Below are 26473 nucleotides of genomic sequence, written 5' to 3'. Positions count from 1 at the left end.
TTGGCGGTCCCGGGCCTTCGGCTGTTCGGCCGAGCCTCGCTACACCTTGCGCAGGCGGAACGTCAGGGTCAGGCCCTCGTCCGTGAACGGGGAGCCGTAGGTGTCGTCCGCCTCGCCCTGGGCGAAGTCCGTGGCGAGGACCTCGTCGGCGATGAGCCCGGAGTGCTCGGTCAGCGCCGCGATCGTCGCCTCGTCCGTCGCCGTCCACCGCAGGGCGATCCGGTCGGCCACGTCCAGGCCGCTGTTCTTGCGGGCCTCCTGGATCAGGCGGATCGCGTCACGGGCCAGGCCCGCGCGGCGGAGTTCCTCCGTGATCTCCAGGTCCAGGGCGACCGTCGCGCCGGAGTCGGACGCCACCGACCAGCCCTCGCGCGGGGTCTCCGTGATGATCACCTCGTCCGGAGCGAGGGTGACCGTCTCGCCGTCGACCTCCACCGACGCCGTGCCCTCGCGCAGGGCCAGCGACAGCGCCGCCGCGTCCGCGTTCGCGATGGCCTTCGCCACATCCTGGACGCGCTTGCCGAACCGCTTGCCCAGGGCGCGGAAGTTGGCCTTGGCGGTGGTGTCGACCAGGCTGCCGCCGACCTCGCTCAGCGACGCCAGCCCCTCCACGTTCAGCTCCTCGGTGATCTGCGCGTGCAGCTCGGGGTTGAGGGCGTCGAAGCCCGTCGCCGCCACCAGTGCCCGCTTCAGCGGCTGACGCGTCTTGACACCCGACTCCGCGCGCGTGGCACGGCCCAGCTCCACCAGGCGGCGGACCAGGATCATCTGCCGCGACAGCTCCGGGTCGATCACCGTGAGGTCCGCCTGCGGCCAGGAGGCCAGGTGGACGGACTCCGGGGCGCCCGGGGTGACCGGCACCACCAGGTCCTGCCAGACCCGCTCGGTGATGAACGGGGTCAGCGGGGCCATCAGCTTGGTGACCGTCTCCACGACCTCGTGCAGCGTGCGCAGCGCGGCCTTGTCGCCCTGCCAGAAGCGGCGGCGCGAGCGGCGGACGTACCAGTTGGACAGGTCGTCGACGAACGCCGAGAGCAGTTTGCCGGCGCGCTGGGTGTCGTACGACTCCAGGGCCTGGGTGACCTGGTCGGTGAGTGCGTGCAGCTCGGACAGCAGCCAGCGGTCCAGGATCGGGCGGTCCGCCGGGGCCGGGTCGGCCTCGGAGGGAGCCCAGTTCGACGTACGGGCGTACAGGGCCTGGAAGGCGACCGTGTTCCAGTACGTGAGGAGCGTCTTGCGGACGACCTCCTGGATGGTGCCGTGGCCGACCCGTCGGGCCGCCCAGGGGGAGCCGCCGGCCGCCATGAACCAGCGGACCGCGTCCGCGCCGTGCCGGTCCATGAGCGGGATCGGGTCCAGGGTGTTGCCCAGGTGCTTGGACATCTTGCGGCCGTCCTCGGCGAGGATGTGACCGAGGCAGACGACGTTCTCGTACGAGGACTCGTCGAAGACCAGCGTGCCGACCGCCATCAGCGTGTAGAACCAGCCGCGGGTCTGGTCGATGGCCTCGCTGATGAACTGCGCCGGGTAGCGGGACTCGAACAGGTCCTTGTTCTTGTGCGGGTAACCCCACTGTGCGAACGGCATCGAACCCGAGTCGTACCAGGCGTCGATGACCTCCGGCACGCGCGTGGCCGTCTTGCCGCAGTCGTCGTGGCGGCAGGCGAAGGTGACGTCGTCGATGTACGGGCGGTGCGGGTCCAGCCCCGACTGGTCGGTGCCGGTCAGCTCGGTGAGCTCCGCGCGGGAGCCGACGCAGGTGAGGTGGTCGTCCTCGCAGCGCCAGATCGGCAGCGGGGTGCCCCAGTAGCGGTTGCGGGACAGCGCCCAGTCGATGTTGTTGTTCAGCCAGTCGCCGTACCGGCCGTGCTTGACCGTGTCCGGGAACCAGTTGGTCTTCTCGTTCTCCTGGAGGAGGCGGTCCTTGACGGCGGTGGTGCGGATGTACCAGGACGGCTGCGCGTAGTAGAGCAGCGCGGTGTGGCAGCGCCAGCAGTGCGGGTAGCTGTGCTCGTACGGGATGTGCTTGAAGAGCAGACCGCGCTGCTGGAGGTCCTCGGTGAGTTTTTCGTCGGCCTTCTTGAAGAAGACGCCGCCGACCAGGGGGACGTCCGCAGCGAACGCGCCGTCGGGGCGGACCGGGTTCACGACCGGCAGGCCGTAGGCGCGGCAGACCTTGAGGTCGTCCTCACCGAAGGCGGGGGACTGGTGGACCAGGCCCGTACCGTCCTCGGTCGTGACGTAGTCGGCGTTCACGACGAAGTGCGCGTCCGCCGGGAACTCGACCAGCTCGAACGGACGTTGATACGTCCAGCGCTCCATCTCGGCGCCGGTGAAGGTCCGGCCCGTGGTCTCCCAGCCCTCGCCGAGCGCCTTGGCGACGAGCGGCTCGGCGACGACGAGCTTCTCCTCACCGTTGGTCGCGACCACGTAGGTGACCTCGGGGTGCGCGGCGACCGCCGTGTTGGACACCAGGGTCCAGGGGGTGGTCGTCCACACCAGGAGCGCGGCCTCGCCGGCGAGCGGACCGGAGGTGAGCGGGAAACGGACGTACACGGACGGGTCCACGACCGTCTCGTAGCCCTGCGCCAGCTCGTGGTCCGACAGGCCGGTGCCGCAGCGCGGGCACCAGGGCGCGACGCGGTAGTCCTGGACCAGCAGGCCCTTGCTGAAGATCTCCTTCAGCGACCACCAGACCGACTCGATGTACTCGGGGTCCATCGTGCGGTACGGATCGTCGAGGTCCGTCCAGTAGCCCATGCGGTCGGTGAGCGCGGCGAACGCGTCGGTGTGCCGGGTCACGGATTCGCGGCACTTGGCGTTGAACTCCGCGATGCCGTACGCCTCGATGTCCTGCTTGCCGCTGAAGCCGAGTTCCTTCTCCACCGCCAGCTCGACCGGCAGGCCGTGGCAGTCCCAGCCGGCCTTGCGGGCCACGTGGTAGCCGCGCATCGTGCGGAAGCGGGGGAAGACGTCCTTGAAGACGCGGGCCTCGATGTGGTGGGCGCCGGGCATGCCGTTGGCGGTGGGCGGGCCCTCGTAGAACACCCACTCGGGGCGCCCCTCGGACTGCTGCAGGCTCTTGGCGAAGATCTTCTGCTCGCGCCAGAAGTCGAGCACGGCGTGCTCGAGCGCGGGCAGGTCGACCTGGGCGGGCACCTGGCGGTACGTCGGCGTTGTCATCAGCGAGCTTCCTCCGGCGGACTTGCTGCCTTCCGTCCGGAGGGACGAGAGCCGTTTCTTTCCTTACGCCGGTTTCGGCGCGCTCCCGCGGTACCACCCTCCTTGGCCCGCCGACGCGGGGTGTGCGTCGGTGAACCCCCTCATTGGGGTCGCGATGCCGGTTCTACTCGCCCTCAGGAGGCTTTCTTCCGGCGGCTCCGGGGTGATCTTCACGTCGCGCTCGCCCCCGGGCTTCCACCGTCCCCGGGTCGCTGTGGGCTGCGTACGCCGCTACTCGTCCCCATCCATGCTTTTCGCTCCGCCCAGTGTACGGCGCCGGGGCGACAGCGGCCGACCGGATTTCCGGCACCTGGGGGAGGGGGCGCCGTTCGCGCCCGGATGACCCGAATGGCGCGGTACGTGTGTTCGGATTCTGGGACGTTCGGCTCGGCGGCATACCCGGCGGGGAGCTGGGCACAACGCATGCAGGTCTCACGCGTGACATGCGCGAGGCGGGCGAATCGGGCGGTGTGCCCCGTTGCCGCGGGACTCAAGTCGATTTATCGTCCCAGCACGATTCGCGAGCAAGATCACAATATGTGAAGGGGCCGCGGCATGGTGGCGAAGAAGACCGCCGTACAGCAGTCGGCGTCGGGCAGATCCACACATGCGGGTGCCTCCGGCGGTGCGGGTGCCTCCGGCGGTGCGGCCAAGGATGTGGGCGGGAAGAAGATCGCGACGGGGGGTTCGGCGGGGGCGCGGGGCGGGAAGCCGGTGAAGACGGTGCGGGGGGCTGCCGCGGGCGGGCCGGGGGAGTCGGCGTCGGCTGTGAAGGGCGCTGGGTCCAAGGGGACCGGGGCGAAGGGGGGCGCTGAGCCGGAGGCGAAGAAGGCAGTGAAGAAGACGGCCTCTGAGGCGGCAGTGAAGAAGACGGCCGTGAAGAAGGCGGCCGTGAAGAAGGGCGCTGCCAGGGGCGCGGCTGCCAGGGCTGCTCCCAAAGCGGGTGGCGGGAGGGCGGCCGCTTCCAAGGGGGCATCTTCGAAGAAGGCTGCTGCCAAGGAAGCTGCCGCCAAGAAGGCGGGGGCCAAGAATGTCGTATCCCGAGGCAGGGCGGCCAAGGAACCGGTGGCTGGAGAGGCGACGGCAGCGTCGGCGGTCGGTGAGGAGGCGGCAGCCGCGGGCACCGTGGGCAAGAAGGCGGCGGCGGGGACGAGGGCGGCTCCGAAAAAGAAGAGTGCGGCCAAGAAGGTCGCGGCCAAGAAGGCTGTGGCCAAGAAGGTCGCGGCCAAGAAGGCTGTGGCCAAGAAGGTCGCGGCCAAGAAGGCTGTGGCTGGGCGAGGTGCCGGTAAGAAGGCCGCAGCCGAGGAAGGTGCAGCAAAGAAGGCCGCGGCCGAGGAAGGCGCCGCAAAGAAGGTGGCCGCAAAGGTGGCCGTCGGTGAGGAAGCAGCCGGTGAGCAAGCGGCCGGAGAGGCGGCGGCCGGGCAGGAAGTAGCCGGTGAGGAAGCGGTGGAAAGGGCTCCGGCTGGGCAGGAAGTGGTCGCGGAGAAGGCGGTCGGGGTGAAGACGGCCCGCGAGAAGGGCGTCGCCCAGGGGCGCGCGAGGAAGAAGAGGGCGGTCGCGGGGGAGGCGGCCGAGCAGGGCGTGGGCGTGGAGCGGGCGGCCGGGGAGAGCGCGGCCGTCGAGAGCAGGGCCAAGAAGGCGGGCGCGGCGCAGGCCGCGGAGCAGACGGGAGCCACGACGGTGGTTGCGAAGAAGACTCCTGGCACGGCCACGGCGGCGAAGACCGCCGTTCCCAAGGCACGCATCGCCGCGGCGGAGCCCGGCGACCTCGCGGTGCGCCCCGGTGAGGACCCCTGGACCCCGCAGGAGGTCGAAGAGGCGCGGGCCGAGCTGCAGGCCGAGGAGAAGCGGCTGCGCGACGAGATCACCTCGTCCGAGCAGTCTCTCGCCGGTCTGATGCGGGACTCAGGGGACGGCGCGGGCGACGACCAGGCGGACACCGGCGCCAAGAACATCACGCGCGAGCACGAACTGGCGCTCGCCGCCAACGCGCGGGAGATGCTCAGCCAGACCGAGCGGGCCCTGGAGCGGCTCGACGCGGGCACCTACGGCCTGTGCGAGAACTGCGGCAACCCGATCGGCAAGGCGCGGATGCAGGCATTCCCGCGGGCGACCCTGTGCGTCGAGTGCAAGCAGAAGCAGGAACGGCGGTACTGACCGGTATCCGGGTGCCGTCGGACGTGTCGTACTCTCGTCCTCAGTCAGGTACCTAGGTTGAGGGACTCACGTGGCAGAGGCGGAGCGCATCATCGGTACGCCGGACACCCCAGAGGCGGCGGGAGCCGGGCCGGAGCGGTCCGACCAGGCCGCGAAGGACGCCGGGGGCGTCGCGAGCACGGCGTCGGGCGAGTCGTCCGGTGCGGACGACCCGGCTGCCGCCGCGGCGGAGCGGCCCCGGGGCAGGCGCCGTGTCGCCGTGCTGTTCGGGGTCGCCGCCTTCGCGTACGCCCTCGACCTGATCAGCAAGATCATCGTGGTCGAGAAGCTGGAGCACCACCCGCCGATCGAGATCATCGGGGACTGGCTGAGGTTCGAGGCGATCCGCAACGCGGGCGCGGCCTTCGGCTTCGGTGAGGCGTTCACCGTGATCTTCACGGTGATCGCGGCGGCCGTGATCGTGGTGATCGCCCGGCTCGCCCGCAAGCTGTACAGCCTGCCCTGGGCGATCGCGCTCGGCCTGCTGCTCGGCGGTGCGCTCGGCAACCTCACCGACCGGATCTTCCGCTCGCCCGGCGTCTTCCAGGGCGCGGTGGTGGACTTCATCGCGCCCAAGCACTTCGCGGTGTTCAACCTCGCCGACTCGGCGATCGTGTGCGGCGGCATCCTGATCGTGCTGCTGTCGTTCAAGGGGCTGGACCCCGACGGGACCGTGCACAAGGACTGAGACCGCGAGGGGCCTGCGCGAGGTTGTCCACAGGCTCCGTACGGGACTGTCTCACCCGTCCGGCATACTCGACGGGTGAGCACGATTCCCGAGATCCGTACCCTGCCCGTGCCCGACGGCCTGGAGGGCGAGCGCGTCGACGCCGCCATCTCCCGCATGTTCGGCTTCTCCCGGACCAAGGCGGCCGAGCTCGCCGCCGCGGGGAAGGTCACGGTCGACGGGTCGGTGGTCGGCAAGTCGGAGCGGGTGCACGGCGGCGCCTGGCTGGAGGTGGAGATGCCGCAGGCACCGGCGCCGGTGCAGGTCGTCGCCGAGCCGGTCGAGGGCATGGAGATCGTGCACGACGACGATGACGTGGTCGTGATCGTCAAGCCCGTCGGCGTCGCCGCGCATCCGTCGCCGGGCTGGAGCGGACCGACGGTCATCGGCGGTCTGGCCGCGGCCGGCTATCGGATCTCGACGTCCGGCGCCGCCGAGCGTCAGGGCATCGTGCACCGGCTCGACGTGGGCACCTCGGGGCTGATGGCCGTGGCCAAGTCCGAGTACGCGTACACGTCGCTCAAGCGCCAGTTCAAGGAGCGCACGGTCGACAAGCGGTACCACACGCTGGTACAGGGCCACCCGGACCCGACCAGCGGCACCATCGACGCGCCCATCGGCCGCCACCCCCACCACGACTACAAGTGGGCGGTCACGGCCGAGGGCAAGCCGTCGATCACGCACTACGACCTGATCGAGGCGTTCCGCGCCGCCTCGCTGCTCGACGTGAAGCTGGAGACCGGCCGCACCCACCAGATCCGCGTCCACATGGCGGCTCACCGGCACCCCTGCGTCGGCGACCTGACGTACGGCGCCGACCCGACGCTCGCCAAGCGGCTGCACCTGACCCGCCAGTGGCTGCACGCCGTACGGCTCGGCTTCGAGCACCCCGGGGACGGGCAGTGGGTGGAGTTCGAGAGCGACTACCCGGCCGACCTGCAGAAGGCCCTGGACCAGGTCCGCGAGGAGACCTGGGCATGAGCGCCCCGGCGTATGTCGTGCGCGTCGCCGAGGACCCCGCCGACCGCGAGGCGTGCTTCGCGGTGCGCAAGGAGGTCTTCGTCGTCGAGCAGGGCGTCCCGCAGGAGATCGAGTACGACGCCTACGACGCCGGTGCCGTGCATGTGCTGGCGGTCCGGGAGGACGGGACGCCGCTCGGGACCGGGCGCCTGCTGCACGGCGAGGCGGCCGCGGCCAAGGTCGACGGCGACCCGACGGTGGGCTCGCTGGGGCGGCTCGCCGTGACCCGGGCGGCGCGCGGGCTCGGCGTCGGAGCGGCCCTGGTGCGGGCCATCGAGGAGGCGGCACGCGCGCGAGGGCTCGCGGCCGTGGATCTGCACGCGCAGTCGCACGCGCTGGGCTTCTACGAGCGGCTGGGGTACGTGGCGTACGGCCCGGAGTTCCCGGACGCGGGGATACCGCACCGGGCGATGCGGCGCGCTCTGTAGCCAGGCCCGTGCGCGCCGGTGCCGGAAGCCGGCGTGGCAGGCTGGAAACCTGTCGCTGAACGTCGACCTTCCCGGAGTGCTGACCGTGGATCAGTTGGCCCTGCTGTTCGTGCTGTTGCTCGGGGCCGTGGTGAGTGTCCCGGTCGGGGACCGGTTCGGATTGCCGGCGCCGGTGCTGATGACGCTGCTCGGGATCGTGCTCGCGTTGCTGGAGTTCGTGCCGAACGTCGACATCCCGCCGGATCTGATTCTCCCGCTGCTGTTGCCGCCGCTGCTGTACGCCGCCGTACGGCGGACCTCTTGGCGGCAGTTCGCGGCGAACGTGCGGCCCATCCTCCTGCTGGCCGTGGCGCTGGTGTTCGTCACGATGGTGTGCGTGGCCGCCGTCGCCCACGCGATCGTGCCGGGGCTCCCCCTGGCCGCCGCGTTCGCCCTGGGCGCGCTCGTCGCGCCGCCCGATCCGGTCGCGGCGACCGCTGTCGCCGGGCAACTCGGGCTGCCGCGGCGGCTGGTGTCCATCCTGGAGGGCGAGGGACTCTTCAACGACGTGACGGCCATCGTGCTGTACCACGTGGCGATCGCGGCCGCCGTGAGCGGCACCTTCTCGCCGTGGCAGGCCGGACTCGACCTGGTGCTGTCCGCCGTGGTGGCGCTGGCCGTCGGGCTGGCTCTCGGGTGGGGCGCCAACAAGCTGATGGACGTGCTGGGGGACGCCACGCTCCAGATCGGGCTGACGCTGCTCGTGCCGTACGCCTCGTACGTGATGGCCGAGGAACTCCACGGCTCCGGAGTGCTCGCCGTGCTCGTCACGGCCCTGTTCCTCGCCGAGTACGCCACCGATCCCGACGACGTGATGACCCGGCTCGCCGGGCACACCTTCTGGGACATCGTCGACACGCTGGTCACCGGCGTCGCGTTCGGTCTGATCGGGCTCGAACTGCACAACGCGGTGCGGACGGCGTCCGGGCGGTGGGGCGAGATGCTCACCTGGGCGGCCGCGGTGGCCGGGGTCGTCGTACTGGTGCGGCTGCTGTGGCTGCTGCCGGCCACCTGGCTCGCCAAGCGGATGCACGCCAAGCGGGACTACGAGGAGATCCCGATGAGCTGGCGCGAGACCGTCGTGATGTGGTGGGCGGGGATGCGCGGCGTCGCCTCGGTGGCCCTGGCGCTGGCCATTCCGCTCGAGACGGACTCGGGGGCCGCCTTCCCCGACCGGAACGAGATCGTGTTCATCGCGTTCGGTGTGATCATGGCGACGCTGGTGGCGCAGGGGCTGACCCTGCCGTGGCTGGTGAAACGGCTCGGGGTGCGCGCCGACAGCGAGCGGGAGAAGGAGTTCGAGAAGCAGCTGGCGGTGCGCGCGGCCAAGGCGGCGAAACGCCGGCTGCGGGAGATCGAGGCCGTCGAGGAACTGCCGGAGGAGCTGTCCGAGCAGATGCTGCGGCGGGCGTTCGAGATCGGGGTGCGGATCAGCCCGGAGATGGGCGAGGAGGAGCGCAGGGAGGCCTATGAGCAGCGGGTGCGGCGGCTGAAGCGGGTGCGGCGGATCCAGGGCGAGATGCTGAGCGCGGCACGGCACGAGGTCGTGGCGGCGCGCAGTGAGCCGGGGGCCGATCCGGAGGTGGTGGACCGGGTGCTGCGGCATTTGGACGTGCGCAGTCTGCGATGAGGTCGCCTCCGGGGACGGTCTCTTCGTACGCTCGGATCATGGCTCGCAATGTGGTGATCAGTGGCGGAGGTACGGGAATCGGGCTCGCGGCGGCGCGGCTGTTCGCGGCGGACGGGGATCAGGTGCTGCTGCTGGGGCGGCGCCCCGAGGTGCTGGAGCGGGCCGGCGTGCCCGGCGCCCTCACCTACGCGGCGGACCTGAGCAAGCCGCGCGGTGTGCGGGGCGTGGAGCGGTTCGTGGCGTCGCGGCTCGGCACCGTGGACGTGCTGATCCACAGCGCCGGAGGGGCCGGCTATCTGGAACCCAAGGTGGACAGCGACGAGCCCCTCGACGTCGTCCTGCACCACTGGACCCTCAACTTCGGCCTCAACACCCTGACCGCGGCCCTGCTCACCGAGGCGCTCAAGGACCGGCTCGCCGACCCCGGCGGACGGGTGCTGTTCCTCAGCTCGATCGCCGCCTTCCGGGGGTCCGGCGGCGGGGCGTACGCGGCGTCCAAGGCGGCGCTGCATCCGTACGCCCACGATCTGGCCCGGCAGTTGGGGCCGCGCGGGATCACGGTGAACGTGGTCGCGCCGGGCTATGTCGAGGACACCGACTTCTTCGGGGACACGATGGACGAGGAGAGGCATCGGCGTCTCGTCGCGGAGACCTCGACCGGGCGGGCCGGTACGCCGGGGGACGTCGCCGCGACCCTGCACTGGCTGGCGTCCCACGGCGCCGGGCACATCACCTCACAGATCATCCAGGTCAACGGCGGAGCCGAGCGCGGCCACTGAGAGCGGTCGGCGACGGCGTTCCGACGCCGGCCGGTGCCGGTCAGGGCCGCTCCGGGCGCACCGCCGGCTGGTGGTCGTGCTGGTGGGCGCGGCGGGCCGGGATGCGGCCGGGGGCGGGGTAGCCCGGCGGCAGGGCGGCGTCCGCCGCGTTGACGCGCGGCAGTGCGTACGGGTGCTGGTCGGCCAGCCAGCGGATCAGCTCCTCGCGCACCGTGACCCGGACCGTCCACAGGTCGTCCGCGTCCTTCGCCGTCACCAGTGCCCGTACCTCCATGGTGCTCGGGGTCGAGTCGGTGACGACCAGGCCGTAGTCCCGGCCGTCCCACGCGGGGCACGCGCGCAGGATGTCACGGAGCCTCTCGCGCATCTTCTCCATCGGTGCCGAGTGGTCGACGTGGAGGAAGACGGTGCCGGTCATCTGGGCGCCGCCGCGGGACCAGTTCTCGAACGCCTTGGCGGTGAAGTACGACACCGGCATGGTGATCCGGCGCTCGTCCCAGGTACGCACCGTGAGGAACGTCAGGGTGATCTCCTCGACCGTGCCCCACTCGCCGTCCACCACGACCGTGTCTCCGAGGCGCACCATGTCGCCGAACGCGATCTGGAACCCGGCGAACATGTTGCTCAGCGTGGACTGGGCCGCGACACCGGCGACGATGCCGAGGATGCCGGCCGACGCCAGCAGCGAGGCGCCGGCCGCGCGGAACGCCGGGAACGTGAGCAGCATCGCCGCCACGGCCACCACGCCGACGACCGCCGACACCACGCGCATGATCAGCGTCACCTGGGTGCGCACCCGCCGGACCCGCGCCGCGTCGCGGTGGACGCGGGCATAGCGGCTGTACGAGGTCTCCACGATCGCCGCCGCGATCCGGATCGCCAGCCAGGCCGTCGTCCCGATCAGCACCAGCGTCAGCACCCGGCCGACGGCGACCCGGTGCTCGGGGAGCAGATCGGCCTCGTGGTACGACGCTCTGAGCAGGGCCGCGCACAGAACGAGCTGGTAGGGGACGCGGGCGCGGCGCAGCAGACCCCACAGCGGTGTCTCACCGTGCCGGTCGTCGGCCTTGCGCAACAGGCGGTCGGTGGCCCATCCGATGATCAGGGTGAGCAGGACCGAGCCGCCGATCACGATCAGCGGGCGGAGTATGTTCTCCATGCCCTCGAACGTAACCAGCCGAGGGGGGTCGTGAACATGTGCGTCCGTGAGGCGGTGGTCACTGCGCTGTCGGACCCGGCTGGCACCATGGCCTCATGAACATCATGCTCTTTCACTCGGCCTATGGCCTCAGGCCCGCGGTGCGCCATGCCGCGGACCGGCTGCGCGCCGCCGGACACGAGGTGTGGACGCCGGACCTCTTCGAGGGGCGCACGTTCGAGACGGTCGAGGAGGGCATGGAGTTCTACGAGCGGATCGGCAAGGACGAGCTGCTGAAGCGGGCGGTGCTCGCTGCCGCGCCCTACTCGGAGCGAGGGCTCGTGTACGCCGGGTTCTCGCTCGGCGCCTCCGTCGCCCAGACTCTCGCGCTCGGCGACGAGAAGGCGCGCGGTCTGCTGCTCCTGCACGGCACGTCGGACCTCGCGCCGAACGCCTCGGTGGACGAGCTGCCGGTGCAGCTGCATGTCGCCGAGCCGGATCCGTTCGAGACGGACGACTGGCTGAGCGCCTGGTATCTCCAGATGGGCAGAGCAGGCGCCGACGTCGAGGTGTACCGGTACGCCGGGGCCGGCCACCTCTATACCGACCCCGGACTTCCGGACCACGACGAGGAGGCCGCCGAGGCCACCTGGCGGGTGGCGCTCGGCTTCCTCGACTCGCTCTAGCCGCTCACCACACGGCTCAGCCGGCCGCTCGGTAGGCCGCCCAGTTCTGCTGCATACGCGTCACCTGGCCCGCGGTGAACTGGTACATGCAGGAGTCGTACGTGTAGTCCATGAAGTTGTGGATCGGGTCGGCGCCCGCCTTGCGGGTGCAGGTGTCCCGTCCCTCGGGGCACTGGTAGGCGGCGCTCCTCTCGGCCGGGGTGTCCTCGACGTAGTCGCCGTTGCCGTTACAGCCGCCCTGGAAGGTGTGGTACAGCCCCATCCAGTGGCCGACCTCGTGGGTCGCGGTGTCGCCCTCGTTGTAGTGGGCGGCGGAGCCGCCTGGCAGCGAGGCGTCGAGGAGCATCACGCCGTCCATGGACGGGCTCGACTTGTAGGAGCTGGGGAAAGTGGCCCAGCCGAGCAGGTCGTCGCCGAGGTTGGCGGTGTAGATGTTGAGCGCGTCGGCGCCGCCCTTGCGCAGGGCGGACTTCATCGCCTTCTCCTCGGGCGAGCCGTAACCGACGTTGTACCAGGCCGCGTTGTCGGTGTAGTCGGTGCCGGCCAGGGTGAACTGGTGGCCGGAGTCGGTGTTGCCGGTGCCCTGACCGCCGAAGGCGGAGTTCAGGACGCTCATCTGGGCGTTGATGTCGGCGGAGCTCAGCTGACCGGTCGCGCCGTCGTGGATGACGTGGAAGTAGACCGGGATCGTGGTCGAGGCGGCCGCCGCGAGGCTGCGGCTGCCCGAGGCCGGGAGCTTGTCGAGCTTCGCCCGCAGATCGGCGTCCATCGCCTGGGCCTTGGCGGCGCTGATCTCGTTGGGTTCGGCGACGGCCTCGCCACCGTGTCCGGGGTGGGCCTCGCGGGCCGCGGAGTGGCCGGCCTCCTCGGCGCAGTCGGCGGCCGGAGCCTTGGCCGCCGCGAGTGTGGGAGGCGCCGACAGGGGAGTGAGCATGAGAGTTCCGGCCAGTGCGGCCGTGGCGAGAACACGTCTGCGCGTCTGGGGTGATATCCGGGCAAGCGCACGCATGCTGACTCCTAGCTGATGCGTTGGGGAGAGGGGACAGGGGTCTTCCTGGCCGCCGCCCGGAGATTACGTGGACATGCCCATGTCCGAAGAGAATCGATCAGGCCCAATCAATTACCCGGCAAATGAGGGTGATTGGGATAAGTGAATGATCAACCGTCCGGAGTGCGGGATCGCGGCGTGACGGCTTCCGCCGCCAGGGCGGGTGGTGTGTCCGCATTCGGAACGCGGCTCGCGCCACCCGCCGTAGCGATGTGATGTCCGGTCAACGGTTATCGATCGGGCCAGTACTGGCCGAAAACCGACCCTTGGGTGCGGCCCTTACACGGGGTCGTACGTCCGCTCGACCTTCTGCGTGCCGCTGCGCGTGCGATACGAACGGGTCCACTTCGAGGTCGCGTCCGCCTTCGTGCGGTCGGACAGCACGTAGTAGTCCATCTGCGCCCGGTCCGCCGTGAGGTCCAGGACGCCGTAGCCGTGGCGGTCGGTGTCGACCCAGTGGACGTGCCGGTTGGCGGCCCTGATGACCGGCGCGGCGACCGCGGAGACCGTGCCCTCGGGGACCTTCACGATGTCGTCGAGGTTGTCGGAGGTGACCGACGTGACGACGAACTCCGTGGCGGCGGAGGCGGACAGCGGGTACGTGCCGGCGTCCACCGGCACGTCGTTGGCCCACGCCATGTGGATGTCGCCGGTCAGGAACACGGTGTTGCGGATCGCGTTCGCGCGCAGGTGGGCGAGGAGCTCGCGGCGGTCGTCCGTGTAGCCGTCCCACTGGTCGGTGTTGAGGGCGAGGCCCTCCTGCGGCAGGCCCAGCAGCTTGGCGAGCGGCTTGAGCAGGTCCGCGGAGAGCGACCCGATGGCGAACGGCGCGATCATCACCGAGTTGCCGACCAGCCGCCAGGTGGTGTCGGACGACTTCAACCCCGCCTTCAGCCAGTCCAGTTGGGCGCGGCCGGTGAGCGTGCGCTCCGGGTCGTCGACCTCCCCGTTGCCCACCTTGACCTGCTGCGAGCGGAAGGACCGCAGGTCCAGCAGGGAGAGGTCGGCCAGCTTGCCGAAGCGCAGCCGGCGGTAGGTGGTGCCGGCGATCGCCGGGCGCACCGGCATCCACTCGAAGTAGGCCTGCTTGGCGGCGGCCTGGCGTGCGGCCCAGGTGCCCTCGGCGCCCTCGGTGTGGTTCTCGGCGCCGCCCGACCAGGCGTCGTTGGCGATCTCGTGGTCGTCCCAGATGGCGATGACGGGGGCCGTGGTGTGCAGGGCCTGCAGGTCCGGATCCGTCTTGTACATGCCGTGCCGGACGCGGTAGTCGGCGAGGGTGCGGATCTCGTGGGTGGGCGCGTGCCGCCGTACGACCTTGCCGCGCGTGCCGTACTCCCCGGTGCCGTACTCGTAGATGTAGTCGCCGAGATGCAGCCAGGCGTCCAGGTCGCCACGGGCCGCGAGATGGCGGTACGCGGAGAAGTGGCCGCCCTCCCAGTTGGCGCAGGAGACCACGCCGAAGCGGAGGCCCGCGACGGAGGCGTTCGCCGCCGGCGCGGTACGGGTGCGCGCCACCGGGGAGTCGGCGCCGCCGGTCGAGAAGCGGAACCAGTAGTCGGTGGCCGGCTCCAGACCGCGTATGTCGGCCTTGACGGTGTGGTCGGAGGCGGCGGTCGCGGTGGTCGAGCCCTTGGCGACGATGTTCGTCAGCGCCTTGTCGCGGGCGACGATCCAGCTGACCTCGGTGTCCGGGCCGAGCCCGGAACCGGGGGTCGCCTCGGGTGTCGGCGTCACCCGGGTCCACAGCAGGATGCCGTCGGGCAGCGGGTCGCCGGAGGCGACGCCGTGCAGGAAGGCGGGGACCGCGTCGGCGGCGCGCGCGGGCAGCGCCGCGGCGAGCGGGCCGGCCAGGACAGCCGTCGCCGCCGCGGCCTTGACGACCGTACGGCGGCGAGGGGAAAGGGAATTGAGCTGCTCAGGTGATCTGTGTCGACTGGTCACAGCCGATCAGGTTACTGAGCGGTATGAACAAGAGCGGGCGAACCGGCGAAAGTTCGCCCGCTCTTTTGCCGAAGGCCGGTTCAGCCCTTGAGGGCCGCGTCCACCGCCTTGGTGAACTCAGCCGCCGTCCACGGCTGGTTGGGGTTGGAGGTCTTGAGCTGCTTGCCGTCGATGACGAAGCTCGGGGTGCCCTGCACGCCGTCCTTGTTGGTGTCGAAGGTCTTCGACATGGCCAGCGCCCAGGCGTCGTAGGTGCCCTTCTTCACCGCGTTCTCGAACTTGGCGTTGTTCTTCAGGGCGGGGACGGTGTCCGCGATCTCGATCAGGTAGTCGTCGTCCGCGAACTTGTCCTCCGACTCCAGCGGGTGGAACTTCGCCGAGTACAGGGCGGTCTTGTACTTGAGGAACGCCTCCGGGCTCACGTTCAGCGCGGCGCCCATGGCGCTCATCGCGTTCTTGGAGCCCTCGCCGTTGGCGCCGATCTCGCCGTCCTTCATCTCGTCGCCGTCGAGGAACGTGCCCCCGATGAACTGGAGCTTGTACTTTCCGGCCTCGATGTCCTTGTCGACGGTCGAACCGGCGGCCTGCTCGAAGGAGGCGCAGACGGGGCAGCGCGGGTCCTCGTACATCTTGAGGGTCTTCTTGGCGCTGTCCTTGCCGATGACGACGGTCGTGCCGTTCGGGCCGGAGGTGTTGGCGGGCGCGACGACCTTGGCGTCCGTCATCGCCTCCCAGTGGCTGGGCTTGTTGGCCTGGACGATGGCGTAACCGATGCCGCCGGCCAGGGCCAGAACGCCGACGACGGAGCAGGCGACGACGATCTGCCGCTTGACCTTCGCCCGCTTCGCCTCGCGCTCGCGCTCGGCGCGCAGCCGCTCTCGGGCCGCCGTCTTCGCCGCCTGGCTGTTCCGCTTGCTCATGTGGGTGATCTCCATGGGGACGCGCACACCTGTGTGTGCGGATTACGTAAGGGGTGGTCTGGGTGCTCGATCGCCGGTCACGCGAAGGTGACGGCGGGCGAGCACGGAGGTCCACGCCGGCCCAGGGAGTGCGCGAGGAGAAGGCTGCGGGAGGTGGTCGTACGGCGGACGGGGCGCGGTAGGCGCCCGGCCGGCCGGGTCAGCCGTACGGTCCCGGCCGAGACCGCCAGCAGCAGCGGGCGGAACGTCGTCGCGGTCACCGCCCCCAGCAGCTGGGCCAGGGCCCGCTCGCCGCGCCGCAGCCACGCGGCGGCGACGAGACCGACGCCGACGTGGGCCCCGAGCAGGAACCAGGCGGTGGCCGGGTCGGCGTGGGCGAGGAGACCGCCGAGCTTGTCGGGGTCGGTACCGGTGACCTCGGCCAGCGGGGTGCCGACCTGGGTGCCGTCGCCGCACAGCACGTCCCAGCCCACCGAGGCCAGCGGGCCGGCGACCGGCCCGCCCGCCTTGCCGTAACAGACGTGCTGGCCCGTGGTGAGGATCGTGTCGGCGGCCAGCTCCAGCGGGATCAGCAGGGCGGCGATCCGCCCGAAGCTCCGCTCCCGGCCGGCCAGCGCGTACGCCAGGACGAACACGGCGGCCGCGAGCAGGGCCACCGTGTTCAACGGCAGGGGTGCCCGGGACAGCAGCACGTGCGACGCGGTGCTGAGCGTCACCACGAGTGACGTGAACAGCGCCGCGCGTACGGCTCGTAGGTGGGTCCCGGATATGTCCATAGCGTGGAGAGTCTGTCACGTGGGCCTGTAAGAGACCCCTAAAGGGTGCCTGTCAGCGGCCGGGGGACGACGGTATGCGGCCTTTCCGTCACAGACCCGGAATCCGGCCGTTGCGGAACAGGTCCACGAAGATCTGGTGGTCGGCACGCGCGCGTGCGCCGTAGCCGTGCGCGAAGTCGACCAGGAGCTCCGCGAACCCGTCCTCGTCAGCGGCGATCGCGGCGTCGATGGCCCGCTCGGTGGAGAACGGCACCAGGGACTCGCCGGAGGTGTCGTCCGCCGCCGCGTGCATCGTGGCCGTCGCCCGGCCGAGGTCGGCGACGACCGCCGCGATCTCCTCCGGGTCGTCGATGTCGCCCCAGTCGAGGTCCACGGCGTACGGCGAGACCTCGGCGACCAGCTGGCCCGCGCCGTCCAGCTCGGTCCAGCCCAGCCACGGGTCGGCGTGCGCCTGGAGAGCGCGCTGGGAGATCACCGTGCGGTGACCCTCGTGCTGGAAGTAGTCGCGCAGCGCCTGGTCCGTGACGTGCCGGGAGACGGCCGGGGTCTGGGCCTGCTTGATGTAGATCACGACGTCGTTCTCGAGGGCGTCGGTGTGGCCCTCCAGGAGGATGTTGTACGACGGCAGCCCGGCCGACCCGATGCCGATGCCGCGGCGGCCGACCACGTCCTTCACCCGGTACGAGTCCGGGCGGTCCAGCGAGGCGTCCGGCAGCGTCTCCAGGTATCCGTCGAACGCGGCGAGCACCTTGTAGCGGGTGGCCGCGTCCAGCTCGATGGAGCCACCGCCCGCGGCGAAGCGGCGCTCGAAGTCGCGGATCTCGGTCATCGACTCCAGCAGCCCGAAGCGGGTCAGCGCGCGGGCGTCCCGCAGCGCGTCCAGGAGCGGGCCCTGGGCGGTGTCCAGGGTGAAGGGAGGCACCTCGTCGCTCTTGGCGCCGGTCGCCAGGGCGTGCACGCGCTGGCGGTAGGCGGCCGCGTAGATCCGCACCAGCTCGCTGATCTGCTCGTCGCCGAGCGCCTTGGCGTACCCGATCAGGGCGACGGAGGCGGCGAAGCGCTTGAGGTCCCAGGTGAAGGGGCCGACGTACGCCTCGTCGAAGTCGTTGACGTTGAAGATCAGCCGGCCGTTGGCGTCCATGTACGTGCCGAAGTTCTCCGCATGCAGGTCGCCGTGGATCCACACGCGCGAGGTGCGCTCGTCGAGGTACGGTCCGCCCCGCTTCTCCGGGTCGAGGTCGTGGTAGAAGAGACACGCCGTGCCGCGGTAGAAAGCGAAGGCCGAGGCCGCCATCTTCCGGAACTTCACGCGGAACGCGGCCGGGTCGGCGGCCAGGAGCTCGCCGAAGGCGGTGTCGAAGACGGCGAGGATCTCGTCGCCGCGCTGCTCGTCGTTGAGCTGGGGGACCGACATCGCTGGGTGCCTCCTGGTGCAGGTGGTGCATGACGTGTGGGGCGGATCGTCCCCTCCCGGCAACGTACGAGCCTGCGAGGGAGTGCCCGAGTCCTCCGCATGAAGGTACGCGGGGAAGCGGCCCGAGTGTCAGTGCCGAGGCATAGACTTCGACGCTGTCCCCCAGACTGTCCGCAGCCCGTCGGGATCCCGCCCGGATCTTGTCGACGTATGTTTGCCTTGGAGGCCGAAACCGTGTCAAAGCCGCCGTTCACGCACCTGCACGTCCACACCCAGTACTCGCTGCTGGACGGTGCCGCGCGGCTGAAGGACATGTTCAACGCCTGCAATGAGATGGGCATGACGCACATCGCCATGTCCGACCACGGCAACCTCCACGGGGCGTACGACTTCTTCCACTCCGCGAAGAAGGCCGGAGTCACCCCGATCATCGGGATCGAGGCGTATGTCGCCCCCGAGTCCCGGCGCAACAAGCGCAAGATCCAGTGGGGCCAGCCGCACCAGAAGCGGGACGACGTCTCCGGTTCCGGTGGTTACACCCACAAGACGATGTGGGCCGTGAACAAGACGGGCCTGCACAACATCTTCCGGCTGTCCTCGGACGCGTACGCCGAGGGCTGGCTCCAGAAGTGGCCCCGGATGGACAAGGAGACCATCTCCCAGTGGTCCGAGGGGATCGTCGCCTCCACCGGCTGTCCCTCCGGTGAGGTGCAGACGCGGCTGCGCCTCGGCCAGTTCGACGAGGCCCTCAAGGCGGCCGCCGACTACCAGGACATCTTCGGCAAGGACAAGTACTTCCTGGAGCTGATGGACCACGGCATCGACATCGAGCACCGGGTCCGCGACGGCCTGCTGGAGATCGGCAGGAAGCTCGGCATCCCCCCGCTGGTCACCAACGACTCGCACTACACGTACGCCCATGAGGCGGGCGCGCATGACGCGCTGCTGTGCATCCAGACCGGCAAGAACCTCTCCGACCCGGACCGCTTCAAGTTCGACGGCACCGGCTACTACCTGAAGTCCACGGACGAGATGTACGCCATCGACTCCTCGGACGCCTGGCAGCAGGGCTGCGCCAACACGCTCCTGGTCGCCGAGATGGTCGACACCACCGGCATGTTCGAGAAGCGCGACCTCATGCCCAAGTTCGACATCCCCGAGGGCTACACCGAGGTCACCTGGTTCAAGGAGGAGGTCCGCCGTGGCATGGAGCGCCGCTTCCCCGGCGGTATCCCCGAGGACCGCCAGAAGCAGGCCGACTACGAGATGGACGTCATCATCTCGATGGGCTTCCCCGGCTACTTCCTCGTCGTCGCCGACTTCATCATGTGGGCCAAGAACAACGGCATCGCGGTCGGTCCCGGCCGAGGCTCCGCGGCCGGCTCGATCGTCGCCTACGCCATGGGCATCACCGACCTCGACCCGATCCCGCACGGCCTGATCTTCGAGCGGTTCCTCAACCCCGAGCGCATCTCGATGCCCGATGTCGACATCGACTTCGACGAGCGCAGGCGCGTCGAGGTGATCCGGTACGTGACCGAGAAGTACGGCGCCGACAAGGTCGCCATGATCGGCACGTACGGCACCATCAAGGCCAAGAACGCGATCAAGGACTCCGCGCGCGTGCTGGGCTACCCGTACGCGATGGGCGACCGCATCACCAAGGCCATGCCCGCCGACGTCCTCGGCAAGGGCATCCCGCTGTCCGGCATCACCGACCCCAGCCACCCGCGCTACTCGGAGGCCGGCGAGGTCCGGTCGATGTACGAGAACGAACCGGACGTGAAGAAGGTCATCGACACCGCCAAGGGCGTCGAGGGCCTGGTCCGGCAGATGGGCGTGCACGCCGCCGGCGTGATCATGTCCAGCGAGACCATCACCGAGCACGTGCCCGTCTGGGTCAGGCACACCGACGGCGTCACCATCACGCAGTGGGACTACCCGAGCTGTGAGTCGCTCGGCCTGCTGAAGATGGACTTCCTCGGCCTGCGCAACCTGACGATCATGGACGACGCCGTCAAGATGGTGAAGTCCAACAAGGGGATCGACATCGATCTCCTCGGCCTCCCGCTGGACGACCCCACGACCTTCGAACTGCTCCAGCGCGGCGACACCCTGGGCGTCTTCCAGTTCGACGGCGGCCCCATGCGCTCGCTGCTGCGCCTGATGAAGCCGGACAACTTCGAAGACATCTCCGCCGTGTCGGCCCTGTACCGCCCGGGCCCGATGGGCATGAACTCCCACACGAACTACGCCCTGCGCAAGAACGGCCAACAGGAGATCACGCCCATCCACAAGGAGCTCGAGGAGCCCCTCAGGGAGGTCCTGGACGTCACCTACGGCCTGATCGTCTACCAGGAGCAGGTGCAGAAGGCCGCCCAGATCATCGCGGGCTACTCGCTCGGCGAGGCCGACATCCTCCGCCGCGTGATGGGCAAGAAGAAGCCCGAGGAGCTGGAGAAGAACTTCGTCATCTTCCAGGGCGGCGCCCGCAAGAACGGCTACAGCGACGAGGCGATCCAGGCCCTGTGGGACGTGCTGGTCCCGTTCGCCGGATACGCCTTCAACAAGGCGCACTCCGCCGCGTACGGCCTGGTCTCGTACTGGACCGCCTACCTGAAGGCGAACCACCCCGCCGAGTACATGGCCGCGCTGCTGACGTCCGTCAAGGACGACAAGGACAAGTCGGCGATCTACCTCAACGAGTGCCGCCGCATGGGCATCCGGGTGCTGCCGCCGAACGTCAACGAGTCGGTGCACAACTTCGCCGCCCAGGGTGACGACGTGATCCTCTTCGGCCTCGAAGCCGTGCGCAACGTCGGCACGAACGTGGTCGAGTCGATCATCAAGGCCCGCAAGGCCAAGGGCAAGTACGCCTCCTTCCCCGACTACCTCGACAAGATCGACGCGGCCGCCTGCAACAAGCGCACCACCGAGTCGCTGATCAAGGCGGGCGCCTTCGACACGCTGGGCCACACCCGCAAGGGCCTCACCGCGCAGTACGAGCCGATGATCGACAACGTGGTCGCGGTCAAGCGCAAGGAGGCCGAGGGCCAGTTCGACCTCTTCGGCGGCATGGGCGAGGAGGAGAGCAACGAGCCCGGCTTCGGACTCGACGTCACCTTCACGGACGAGGAGTGGGACAAGACCTACCTGCTCGCCCAGGAGCGGGAGATGCTCGGTCTGTACGTCTCCGACCACCCGCTGTTCGGCCTGGAGCACGTGCTGTCCGACAAGGCCGACGCGGGCATCTCCCAGCTGACGGGCGGTGAGCACGCGGACGGTGCCGTGGTCACCATCGGCGGCATCATCTCCGGCCTCCAGCGCAAGATGACCAAGCAGGGCAACGCCTGGGCGATCGCCACGGTCGAGGACCTCGCCGGGTCCATCGAGTGCATGTTCTTCCCGGCGACGTACCAGCTCGTCTCGACCCAACTCGTCGAGGACGCCGTGGTGTTCGTCAAGGGTCGCCTCGACAAGCGCGAGGACGTGCCCCGGCTGGTCGCGATGGAGCTCCAGGTCCCCGACCTGTCGAACGCGGGCACCAACGCGCCCGTGATCCTCACCATCCCGGCCACCAGGGTCACCCCGCCGATGGTGAGCCGCCTCGGCGAGATCCTCAGCCACCACAAGGGCGAGAGCGAGGTCCGCATCAGGCTCCAGGGCCCGACCAGGACCACGGTGCTGCGCCTCGACCGGCATCGCGTGAAGCCCGACCCGGCGCTGTTCGGCGATCTGAAGGTGCTGCTCGGGCCGTCCTGCCTGGCGGGCTGAGGGACGGCGCGTCCCCTATGGGGAAGCACGTCCCCCATAGGTAAGCACGTCACCCATGGGCAAGCGCGTCACCCATGCGTAAGGGGCGCACCCGGATCGGGTGCGCCCCTCTTCGTGTGCCTGGGTCTCAACAACCCGTTACGCGGATGTCAGTTGTGGCCGAAGCGCTTCTGCCGGCCCTTGCGGGCCATGTCGCCGGGCGTGACCTGCGTGGTGCGCGGCTCGGGCGGCGTCTCCATCACGGTCTGCTGGGCCTGCTGCTGACCACGCTCGGACTGCGGCTGCTTGCGGTCCTGCTTCTTGTTCTTGGCCATGGTGATGCCTCCTGTGGGGGATCTAGGGGCCAGGGCCGGGACCAGATTCACATAGGCTGACAAAGAGCGCATGTCGGATAATTACCGTGTGTAACGGCGGTTGTCGGGGCGCCGGGCATGGCGCGTCACGGCGGCGATGCCCCGAAACGCCACGCCGAAGATCGAGTTCGGCCCGTTAACCCCCGCGCGGTCGGGCAGACTCGAAGGAAGCCCGAAGCAAACCTCCCAGGAAGAGGGTGAGTCGCGTGGACCGCTGCATCGTCCTGGTGGACGCCGGGTATCTGCTGGGGGCCGCCGCGAGCCTCCTCGCCGGGGAGCCCTCCCGGTCCCGGATCACTGTCGACCACACCGCCCTCATCCAGGGCCTGCGCGAACGCGCCGAGTCCGACACCCAGCAGCCCCTGCTGCGCATCTACTGGTTCGACGGCGCCCCCGACCGCGTCCCCCAGCCCGAGCACCGCAGGCTGCGCGTGATGCCCCGGGTCACCGTCCGGCTGGGTGCCCTGACCCGCAGCGACGGACGCTGGGCCCAGAAGGGCGTCGATGCCGCGATGCACGCCGAGCTCACCGAGCTGGCCCGCAACCGCGCCTGCTCGGACGTGGTGCTGGTGACCGGAGACGGCGATCTGCTGCCGGGCATGATGGCCGCCAAGGAGCACGGCGTCGCCGTACACCTGTGGGCCGTACAGGCCGCGGACGGTGACTACAACCAGTCCGAGGACCTGGTCGCCGAGGCGGACGAGCGACGCGTGCTCGACCGTACGTGGATCACCAAGGCCGTACGCGCCAAGGAGCTCACCGGGGTGTGCGCGCCGCCGCCCGCGCCCCGCCCCGAGATCGCCGCGATCCTCTCCGCGCCGCTGCCCGAATCCGCGCTCGCCTCCGCGCCCGAGCGGACCGCCGACGAGAGCGAGCGCGCCCAGGCGGTCACCCCGTCGGAGAACGGCACGCAGGAGCGGGTGCCGGCGCCCAAGGGCGTGCCCACGCCGAAGGACCTCGCCGCCCTGCGCGCGCCCGGCGTCCAGCCGGCCCAGCATCCCGCGAGCGCGACGCTGCGCTGGTCCTCCGACAAGGGGTGGGTCGACCGGCCCGGGGCCGCGGCCGAGTCGCCCGAGGCGGCCTCGATGCCGACGCTCGCCCAGCTGACCACGGCTGAGCAGCGGTGGGCCGACCGGGAGGAGGACATCACGACGGTCGGCGGTGACCCGTACGAGGTCGGGCAGGTGTTCGCACGGCGGTGGATGGAGCGGCTGGGGGACCAGAGCCACCTCCAGCGGCTGTCCGGCATGTATCCGCGGATCCCGCACCGGATCGACGGGGAGCTGCTCCGGTACGCGGCCCGGTTCGGGTTGCTCGCGCACAAGGACGACCAGATCGACGAACATGACCGGTACGCGATCCGGGCCGGGTTCTGGCGGGAGATCGATGTGCGGACGGCTGCCGAGCACGCGCCCGCGGGTGAGTGAATCAAGTGGCTCGCGGTGGGCTCCGCACCGCCGGGAAGCGCCGTCGCGGCTGAGCGCCGTTGCGGCGGATTTGTGCGGACCGGCGGATGTACGTCGGCGAGCTGCCGGTTTGTGCCGAGTGGCCGCCCCGAGGGCGGACGCGGGCTGCGGACCCCTTAGGCTCGTCCCTTGTGAGTACGCGCGCGGCACAGGCACTTCGGCACAGTGGTGATGTGGTGTGCGCCGTGCGCGGGCTGACCAAGACCTATCCGCCCGTACGAGGGCGGCGCGGGGCGCCCGGAACGCCCGAGGTGCGCGCCACCGACGACGTACGGCTGGACATCCGGCGCGGTGAGATCTTCGGGCTGCTCGGGCCGAACGGCGCCGGGAAGACCACCCTCGTACGGCAGCTCACCGGGCTGATGCGGCCCGATCGCGGCAGCGTGGAGATCCTCGGGCACGACATCGTGCGGCACCCGGAGCGGGCCGCGCGCATCCTCGCCTACCTCGGGCAGGAGTCGACCGCCCTCGACGAGCTGACCGTGTCACTCGCCGCCGAGACGACCGGGCGGCTGCGCGGCCTGGACGTGCGGCAGGCGCGGGCCGAGCGGGACGCCGTTCTCGACGAGCTGGGGCTCACACCGCTCGCGGCTCGGCCGCTGCGGAAGCTGTCCGGCGGGCAGCGACGGCTGGCCTGCTTCGCCGCCGCGCTGGTCGGGGAGCGGCCGCTGCTCGTGCTGGACGAGCCGACCACCGCGATGGACCCGGTGGCACGGCGGGCCGTCTGGTCGGCCGTGGACCGGCGGCGGGCCGAGCACGGTACGACCGTGCTGCTCGTCACCCACAACGTCATCGAGGCCGAGATGGTGCTCGACCGGGTCGCCGTGCTCGACCGGGGCCGTGTGATCGCCTGTGACACGCCGTCCGGGCTCAAGGAGCGGGTCGCCGGCGAGGTGCGGGTCGAGCTGCTGTGGCGGGACCGGGCGCCGCTGGACGTGCCCGAGGTCGCCGCGCTGCGGGACCGGGCCGTGGAGTCCGGGCGGCGCTGGACGCTGCGGCTCGCCCCCGAGGAGGCCCGCGCGGTCGTCGCCACCGTCACCGGCGGGGCCGCCTTCGCCGCGCTGGACGACTTCACGCTCGCCACGCCGAGCCTGGAGGACGTGTATCTGGCGCTGGGCGGGGCCGCGCAGCAGGGGCTGGTGAAGGCTTGAGCACGCAGACTGTCGTATCCGTATACGTATCCGTAGCCGTACGGAACAGGGCCACCGGACGGAACAGGGCCACCTCCCCAGTGATCCCCCGTGTGAAAGGGAGCAGCGCCACGTGAGTGTCGTACCCGCCGAGGTTCTGCCGGGCAGTGTCCTGGCCGTGGACGAGTCGGCCGGCCCGGCCGCGGCCGAGCTCGGCCCGCGTGCGCGGCTGTGGCCGTCGCTGTGCGCCGTGTACCGGGCTCAGCTGTCCCGGGCGCGGGTCGCGCGCATTCCGCTGCTGTTCGTGGCGACCTTCCAGTCGGTCGGGATCATGGTCCTCATGCGGGGGGTCGTGGACGGCGGAGCCGAGGCGCAGGCCGTGGTGGCCGGGTCGTCGGTGCTCGTCGTCGCCTTCGTCGCGCTGAACCTGCTCGCCCAGTACTTCGGGCAGCTGCGGGCCAGCGGCGGGCTCGATCACTACGCCACGCTGCCGGTGCCGCCCGCGGCGGTGGTGCTGGGGGCGGCGGGGGCGTACGCCTCGTTCACCGTGCCGGGAACCGTGGTGACGGCGGTCTTCGGGTGCGTGCTGTTCGGGTTGCCGATGGCGCATCTGTGGGTGCTCGTCGCGGTGATCCCGCTGGCCGGGGCCGCGCTCGCCGGGCTGGGGGCGGCGCTCGGGCTGCTCGCGCCCCGGCCGGAACTGGCCACGCTGCTCGGGCAGTTGGGCATGTCGGCGGCGCTGCTGCTGGGTGTGCTGCCGGCCGAGCGGATGCCGGAGGCCGTGCGGTTCACGCGGGATCTGCTGCCGTCGACGTACGGAGTGGAGGCCTTCGCGCGGACCTTCGGGGAGCGGCCCGACTGGGCGTTCGTCCTCGGTGACCTGGCCGTGTGCGGGGTGGTCGGTGTCGTCTCGCTGGCCGTCGCCACCTGGGCGTACCGCCGGGCGGCCGTCCGGTGACGCGCCGCACGGGGCGGTTTGGCACGATGGCAGGGTGACCGCTCCGCTGACTCCTCCTCCGCCGCCGCGTGACCAGTCCTCGAACCGGGCGTGGCAGCCGCCCGGTGCCGGGCACACGGCTTCCGCATCGCAGGGCGCCGGGTACGGCCCCGCGTCCGGATCACAGGGCCCGTACGGCGTGCCGCCCGGCCCGCAGGGCTCGCCGGGCTCGTACGGCGCGTACGGCATATATGGCTCGTACGGACAGGACGGTCCTGGAATGAAGACCGAGGTGCGCGAGGCCGCAGTCGTGGCGGTGGTGGTGGCGCTGGCCGGGGCGCTGCTCGGGGTGCTGTGGTGGTGGCTGGCGCCGAGCGTGCCGCTGGTCGGGGACGTCGTCGGCAAGAGCTGGGTCGTCTACCTTAAGGACACCGAGGGTGAGCAGGCGATCGGGGTGGACGGGACGTTCACGCTGCTCGCGCTCGCGTTCGGGCTGGTGAGTGCGGTTGCCGTGTTTCTCTGGCGGCGGCGCGGGGGCGTGCCGTTGGTGGTGGCCCTGGCCGTCGGGGGGTTGCTCGGGTCGTTGCTGGCCTGGCGGGTCGGGGTGTGGCTCGGGCCCGCTCAGGACGTGGTCGCCCATGCGAAGGACGTGGGCAAGGGTGTTGCCTTCTCGGCGCCGCTCAAGTTGGGGGCCAAGGGGGCGTGGCTGGCGTGGCCGCTGGCCGCGTTGGTGGTGCATCTGGGGCTGACGGCGTTGTTCGGGCCGCGGGAGGTGGATCCGTATCCGCCGCACGGCGAGGGGCAGCCGCAGCAGGGGCCGTACGGGGCGCCGCCGGTGTAGGGCGCGGT

The 26473-nt window shown here is 70.6% G+C and carries 20 protein-coding genes; 12 read left to right on the top strand and 8 right to left on the bottom strand.

Annotated features, from left to right (window positions below):
• Positions 1-39: 39 nt before the first annotated feature.
• Positions 40-3183 carry an isoleucine--tRNA ligase gene (gene ileS, locus ABZ078_RS19920; RefSeq protein ID WP_356576977.1) on the bottom strand — a complete coding sequence of 1048 codons (3144 nt, stop codon included), beginning with the start codon at positions 3181-3183 and terminating at the stop codon, positions 40-42.
• 594 nt (positions 3184-3777) lie between these two features.
• Here ileS and ABZ078_RS19915 point away from each other — a divergent pair.
• The 6 genes from ABZ078_RS19915 to ABZ078_RS19890 all read left to right on the top strand — a co-directional run bounded on the left by ABZ078_RS19915 (position 3778) and on the right by ABZ078_RS19890 (position 10041).
• The gene (locus ABZ078_RS19915) at positions 3778-5379 is read left to right on the top strand and encodes a TraR/DksA family transcriptional regulator (RefSeq protein WP_356576976.1); all 1602 of its coding nucleotides are present in this window, start codon (positions 3778-3780) and stop codon (positions 5377-5379) included.
• A 70-nt stretch (positions 5380-5449) separates the two neighbouring features.
• Positions 5450-6106 (top strand): signal peptidase II, encoded by a 657-nt coding sequence (gene lspA, locus ABZ078_RS19910; RefSeq protein ID WP_356576975.1) that lies wholly within the window; start codon positions 5450-5452, stop codon positions 6104-6106.
• Between the two features lie 75 nt (positions 6107-6181).
• A complete protein-coding gene (locus tag ABZ078_RS19905) occupies positions 6182-7126 on the top strand; it encodes an RluA family pseudouridine synthase (RefSeq protein WP_356576973.1) in 945 nt (314 codons plus the stop codon).
• Positions 7123-7593: a GNAT family N-acetyltransferase gene (locus ABZ078_RS19900; protein ID WP_356576971.1), complete on the top strand. Its 471-nt coding sequence runs from the start codon at positions 7123-7125 to the stop codon at positions 7591-7593. Before ABZ078_RS19905 ends, ABZ078_RS19900 begins: the two co-directional genes overlap by 4 nt.
• An 85-nt stretch (positions 7594-7678) precedes the next feature.
• Positions 7679-9262, top strand: a complete 1584-nt coding sequence (locus ABZ078_RS19895; RefSeq protein WP_356577007.1) for a Na+/H+ antiporter — start codon at positions 7679-7681, stop codon at positions 9260-9262.
• A 38-nt stretch (positions 9263-9300) separates the two neighbouring features.
• Positions 9301-10041: an SDR family oxidoreductase gene (locus tag ABZ078_RS19890; protein WP_356576969.1), complete on the top strand. Its 741-nt coding sequence runs from the start codon at positions 9301-9303 to the stop codon at positions 10039-10041.
• 40 nt (positions 10042-10081) lie between these two features.
• On the opposite strand, the gene ABZ078_RS19885 is transcribed toward ABZ078_RS19890, so the two are convergent.
• Positions 10082-11200, bottom strand: coding sequence for a mechanosensitive ion channel domain-containing protein (locus tag ABZ078_RS19885; RefSeq protein ID WP_356576967.1), 1119 nt, complete (start codon positions 11198-11200; stop codon positions 10082-10084).
• Positions 11201-11295: 95 nt separating this feature from the next.
• On the opposite strand from ABZ078_RS19885, the gene ABZ078_RS19880 reads away from it, so the two are divergent.
• Entirely contained in the window at positions 11296-11865 is a 570-nt protein-coding gene (locus ABZ078_RS19880; RefSeq protein ID WP_356576965.1) for a dienelactone hydrolase family protein, read from the top strand.
• A gap of 16 nt (positions 11866-11881) precedes the next feature.
• Here ABZ078_RS19880 and ABZ078_RS19875 read toward each other — a convergent pair whose 3' ends face one another.
• The 5 genes from ABZ078_RS19875 to ABZ078_RS19855 all read right to left on the bottom strand — a co-directional run bounded on the left by ABZ078_RS19875 (position 11882) and on the right by ABZ078_RS19855 (position 17964).
• Positions 11882-12874 carry a zinc metalloprotease gene (locus ABZ078_RS19875; RefSeq protein WP_356576963.1) on the bottom strand — a complete coding sequence of 331 codons (993 nt, stop codon included), beginning with the start codon at positions 12872-12874 and terminating at the stop codon, positions 11882-11884.
• A 318-nt stretch (positions 12875-13192) separates the two neighbouring features.
• Positions 13193-14854 carry an alkaline phosphatase D family protein gene (locus ABZ078_RS19870; RefSeq protein ID WP_356576961.1) on the bottom strand — a complete coding sequence of 554 codons (1662 nt, stop codon included), beginning with the start codon at positions 14852-14854 and terminating at the stop codon, positions 13193-13195.
• Between the two features lie 80 nt (positions 14855-14934).
• Entirely contained in the window at positions 14935-15774 is an 840-nt protein-coding gene (locus ABZ078_RS19865; protein ID WP_356576959.1) for a thioredoxin domain-containing protein, read from the bottom strand.
• 77 nt (positions 15775-15851) lie between these two features.
• Positions 15852-16550 carry a hypothetical protein gene (locus tag ABZ078_RS19860; RefSeq protein ID WP_356576957.1) on the bottom strand — a complete coding sequence of 233 codons (699 nt, stop codon included), beginning with the start codon at positions 16548-16550 and terminating at the stop codon, positions 15852-15854.
• Positions 16551-16638: 88 nt separating this feature from the next.
• Positions 16639-17964 (bottom strand): DUF2252 domain-containing protein, encoded by a 1326-nt coding sequence (locus ABZ078_RS19855; RefSeq protein ID WP_356576955.1) that lies wholly within the window; start codon positions 17962-17964, stop codon positions 16639-16641.
• A 234-nt stretch (positions 17965-18198) separates the two neighbouring features.
• Here ABZ078_RS19855 and dnaE point away from each other — a divergent pair, with 234 nt between their 5' ends.
• Positions 18199-21738 (top strand): DNA polymerase III subunit alpha, encoded by a 3540-nt coding sequence (gene dnaE, locus ABZ078_RS19850; RefSeq protein WP_356576953.1) that lies wholly within the window; start codon positions 18199-18201, stop codon positions 21736-21738.
• Between the two features lie 149 nt (positions 21739-21887).
• Here the strand turns inward: dnaE and ABZ078_RS19845 are convergent, their stop codons facing one another.
• A complete protein-coding gene (locus ABZ078_RS19845) occupies positions 21888-22052 on the bottom strand; it encodes a hypothetical protein (protein ID WP_356576951.1) in 165 nt (54 codons plus the stop codon).
• 245 nt (positions 22053-22297) lie between these two features.
• Here ABZ078_RS19845 and ABZ078_RS19840 point away from each other — a divergent pair, with 245 nt between their 5' ends.
• From ABZ078_RS19840 to ABZ078_RS19825, 4 genes are all read left to right on the top strand, one after another.
• On the top strand, positions 22298-23518 hold the full coding sequence (locus ABZ078_RS19840) for an NYN domain-containing protein (protein WP_356576949.1): 1221 nt from the start codon (positions 22298-22300) through the stop codon (positions 23516-23518).
• 215 nt (positions 23519-23733) lie between these two features.
• On the top strand, positions 23734-24708 hold the full coding sequence (locus ABZ078_RS19835; RefSeq protein WP_356577005.1) for an ABC transporter ATP-binding protein: 975 nt from the start codon (positions 23734-23736) through the stop codon (positions 24706-24708).
• Positions 24709-24820: 112 nt separating this feature from the next.
• Complete coding sequence (locus tag ABZ078_RS19830; RefSeq protein ID WP_356576947.1) at positions 24821-25645, top strand: ABC transporter permease; 825 nt, start codon at positions 24821-24823, stop codon at positions 25643-25645.
• A 34-nt stretch (positions 25646-25679) separates the two neighbouring features.
• Positions 25680-26465, top strand: a complete 786-nt coding sequence (locus tag ABZ078_RS19825) for an AAA family ATPase (protein ID WP_356576945.1) — start codon at positions 25680-25682, stop codon at positions 26463-26465.
• Positions 26466-26473 lie beyond the last annotated feature (8 nt).

Source organism: Streptomyces sp. NPDC006385, assembly GCF_040612485.1.
GTDB lineage: Bacteria > Actinomycetota > Actinomycetes > Streptomycetales > Streptomycetaceae > Streptomyces.
This window is presented reverse-complemented; position numbering and strand designations above follow the sequence as displayed.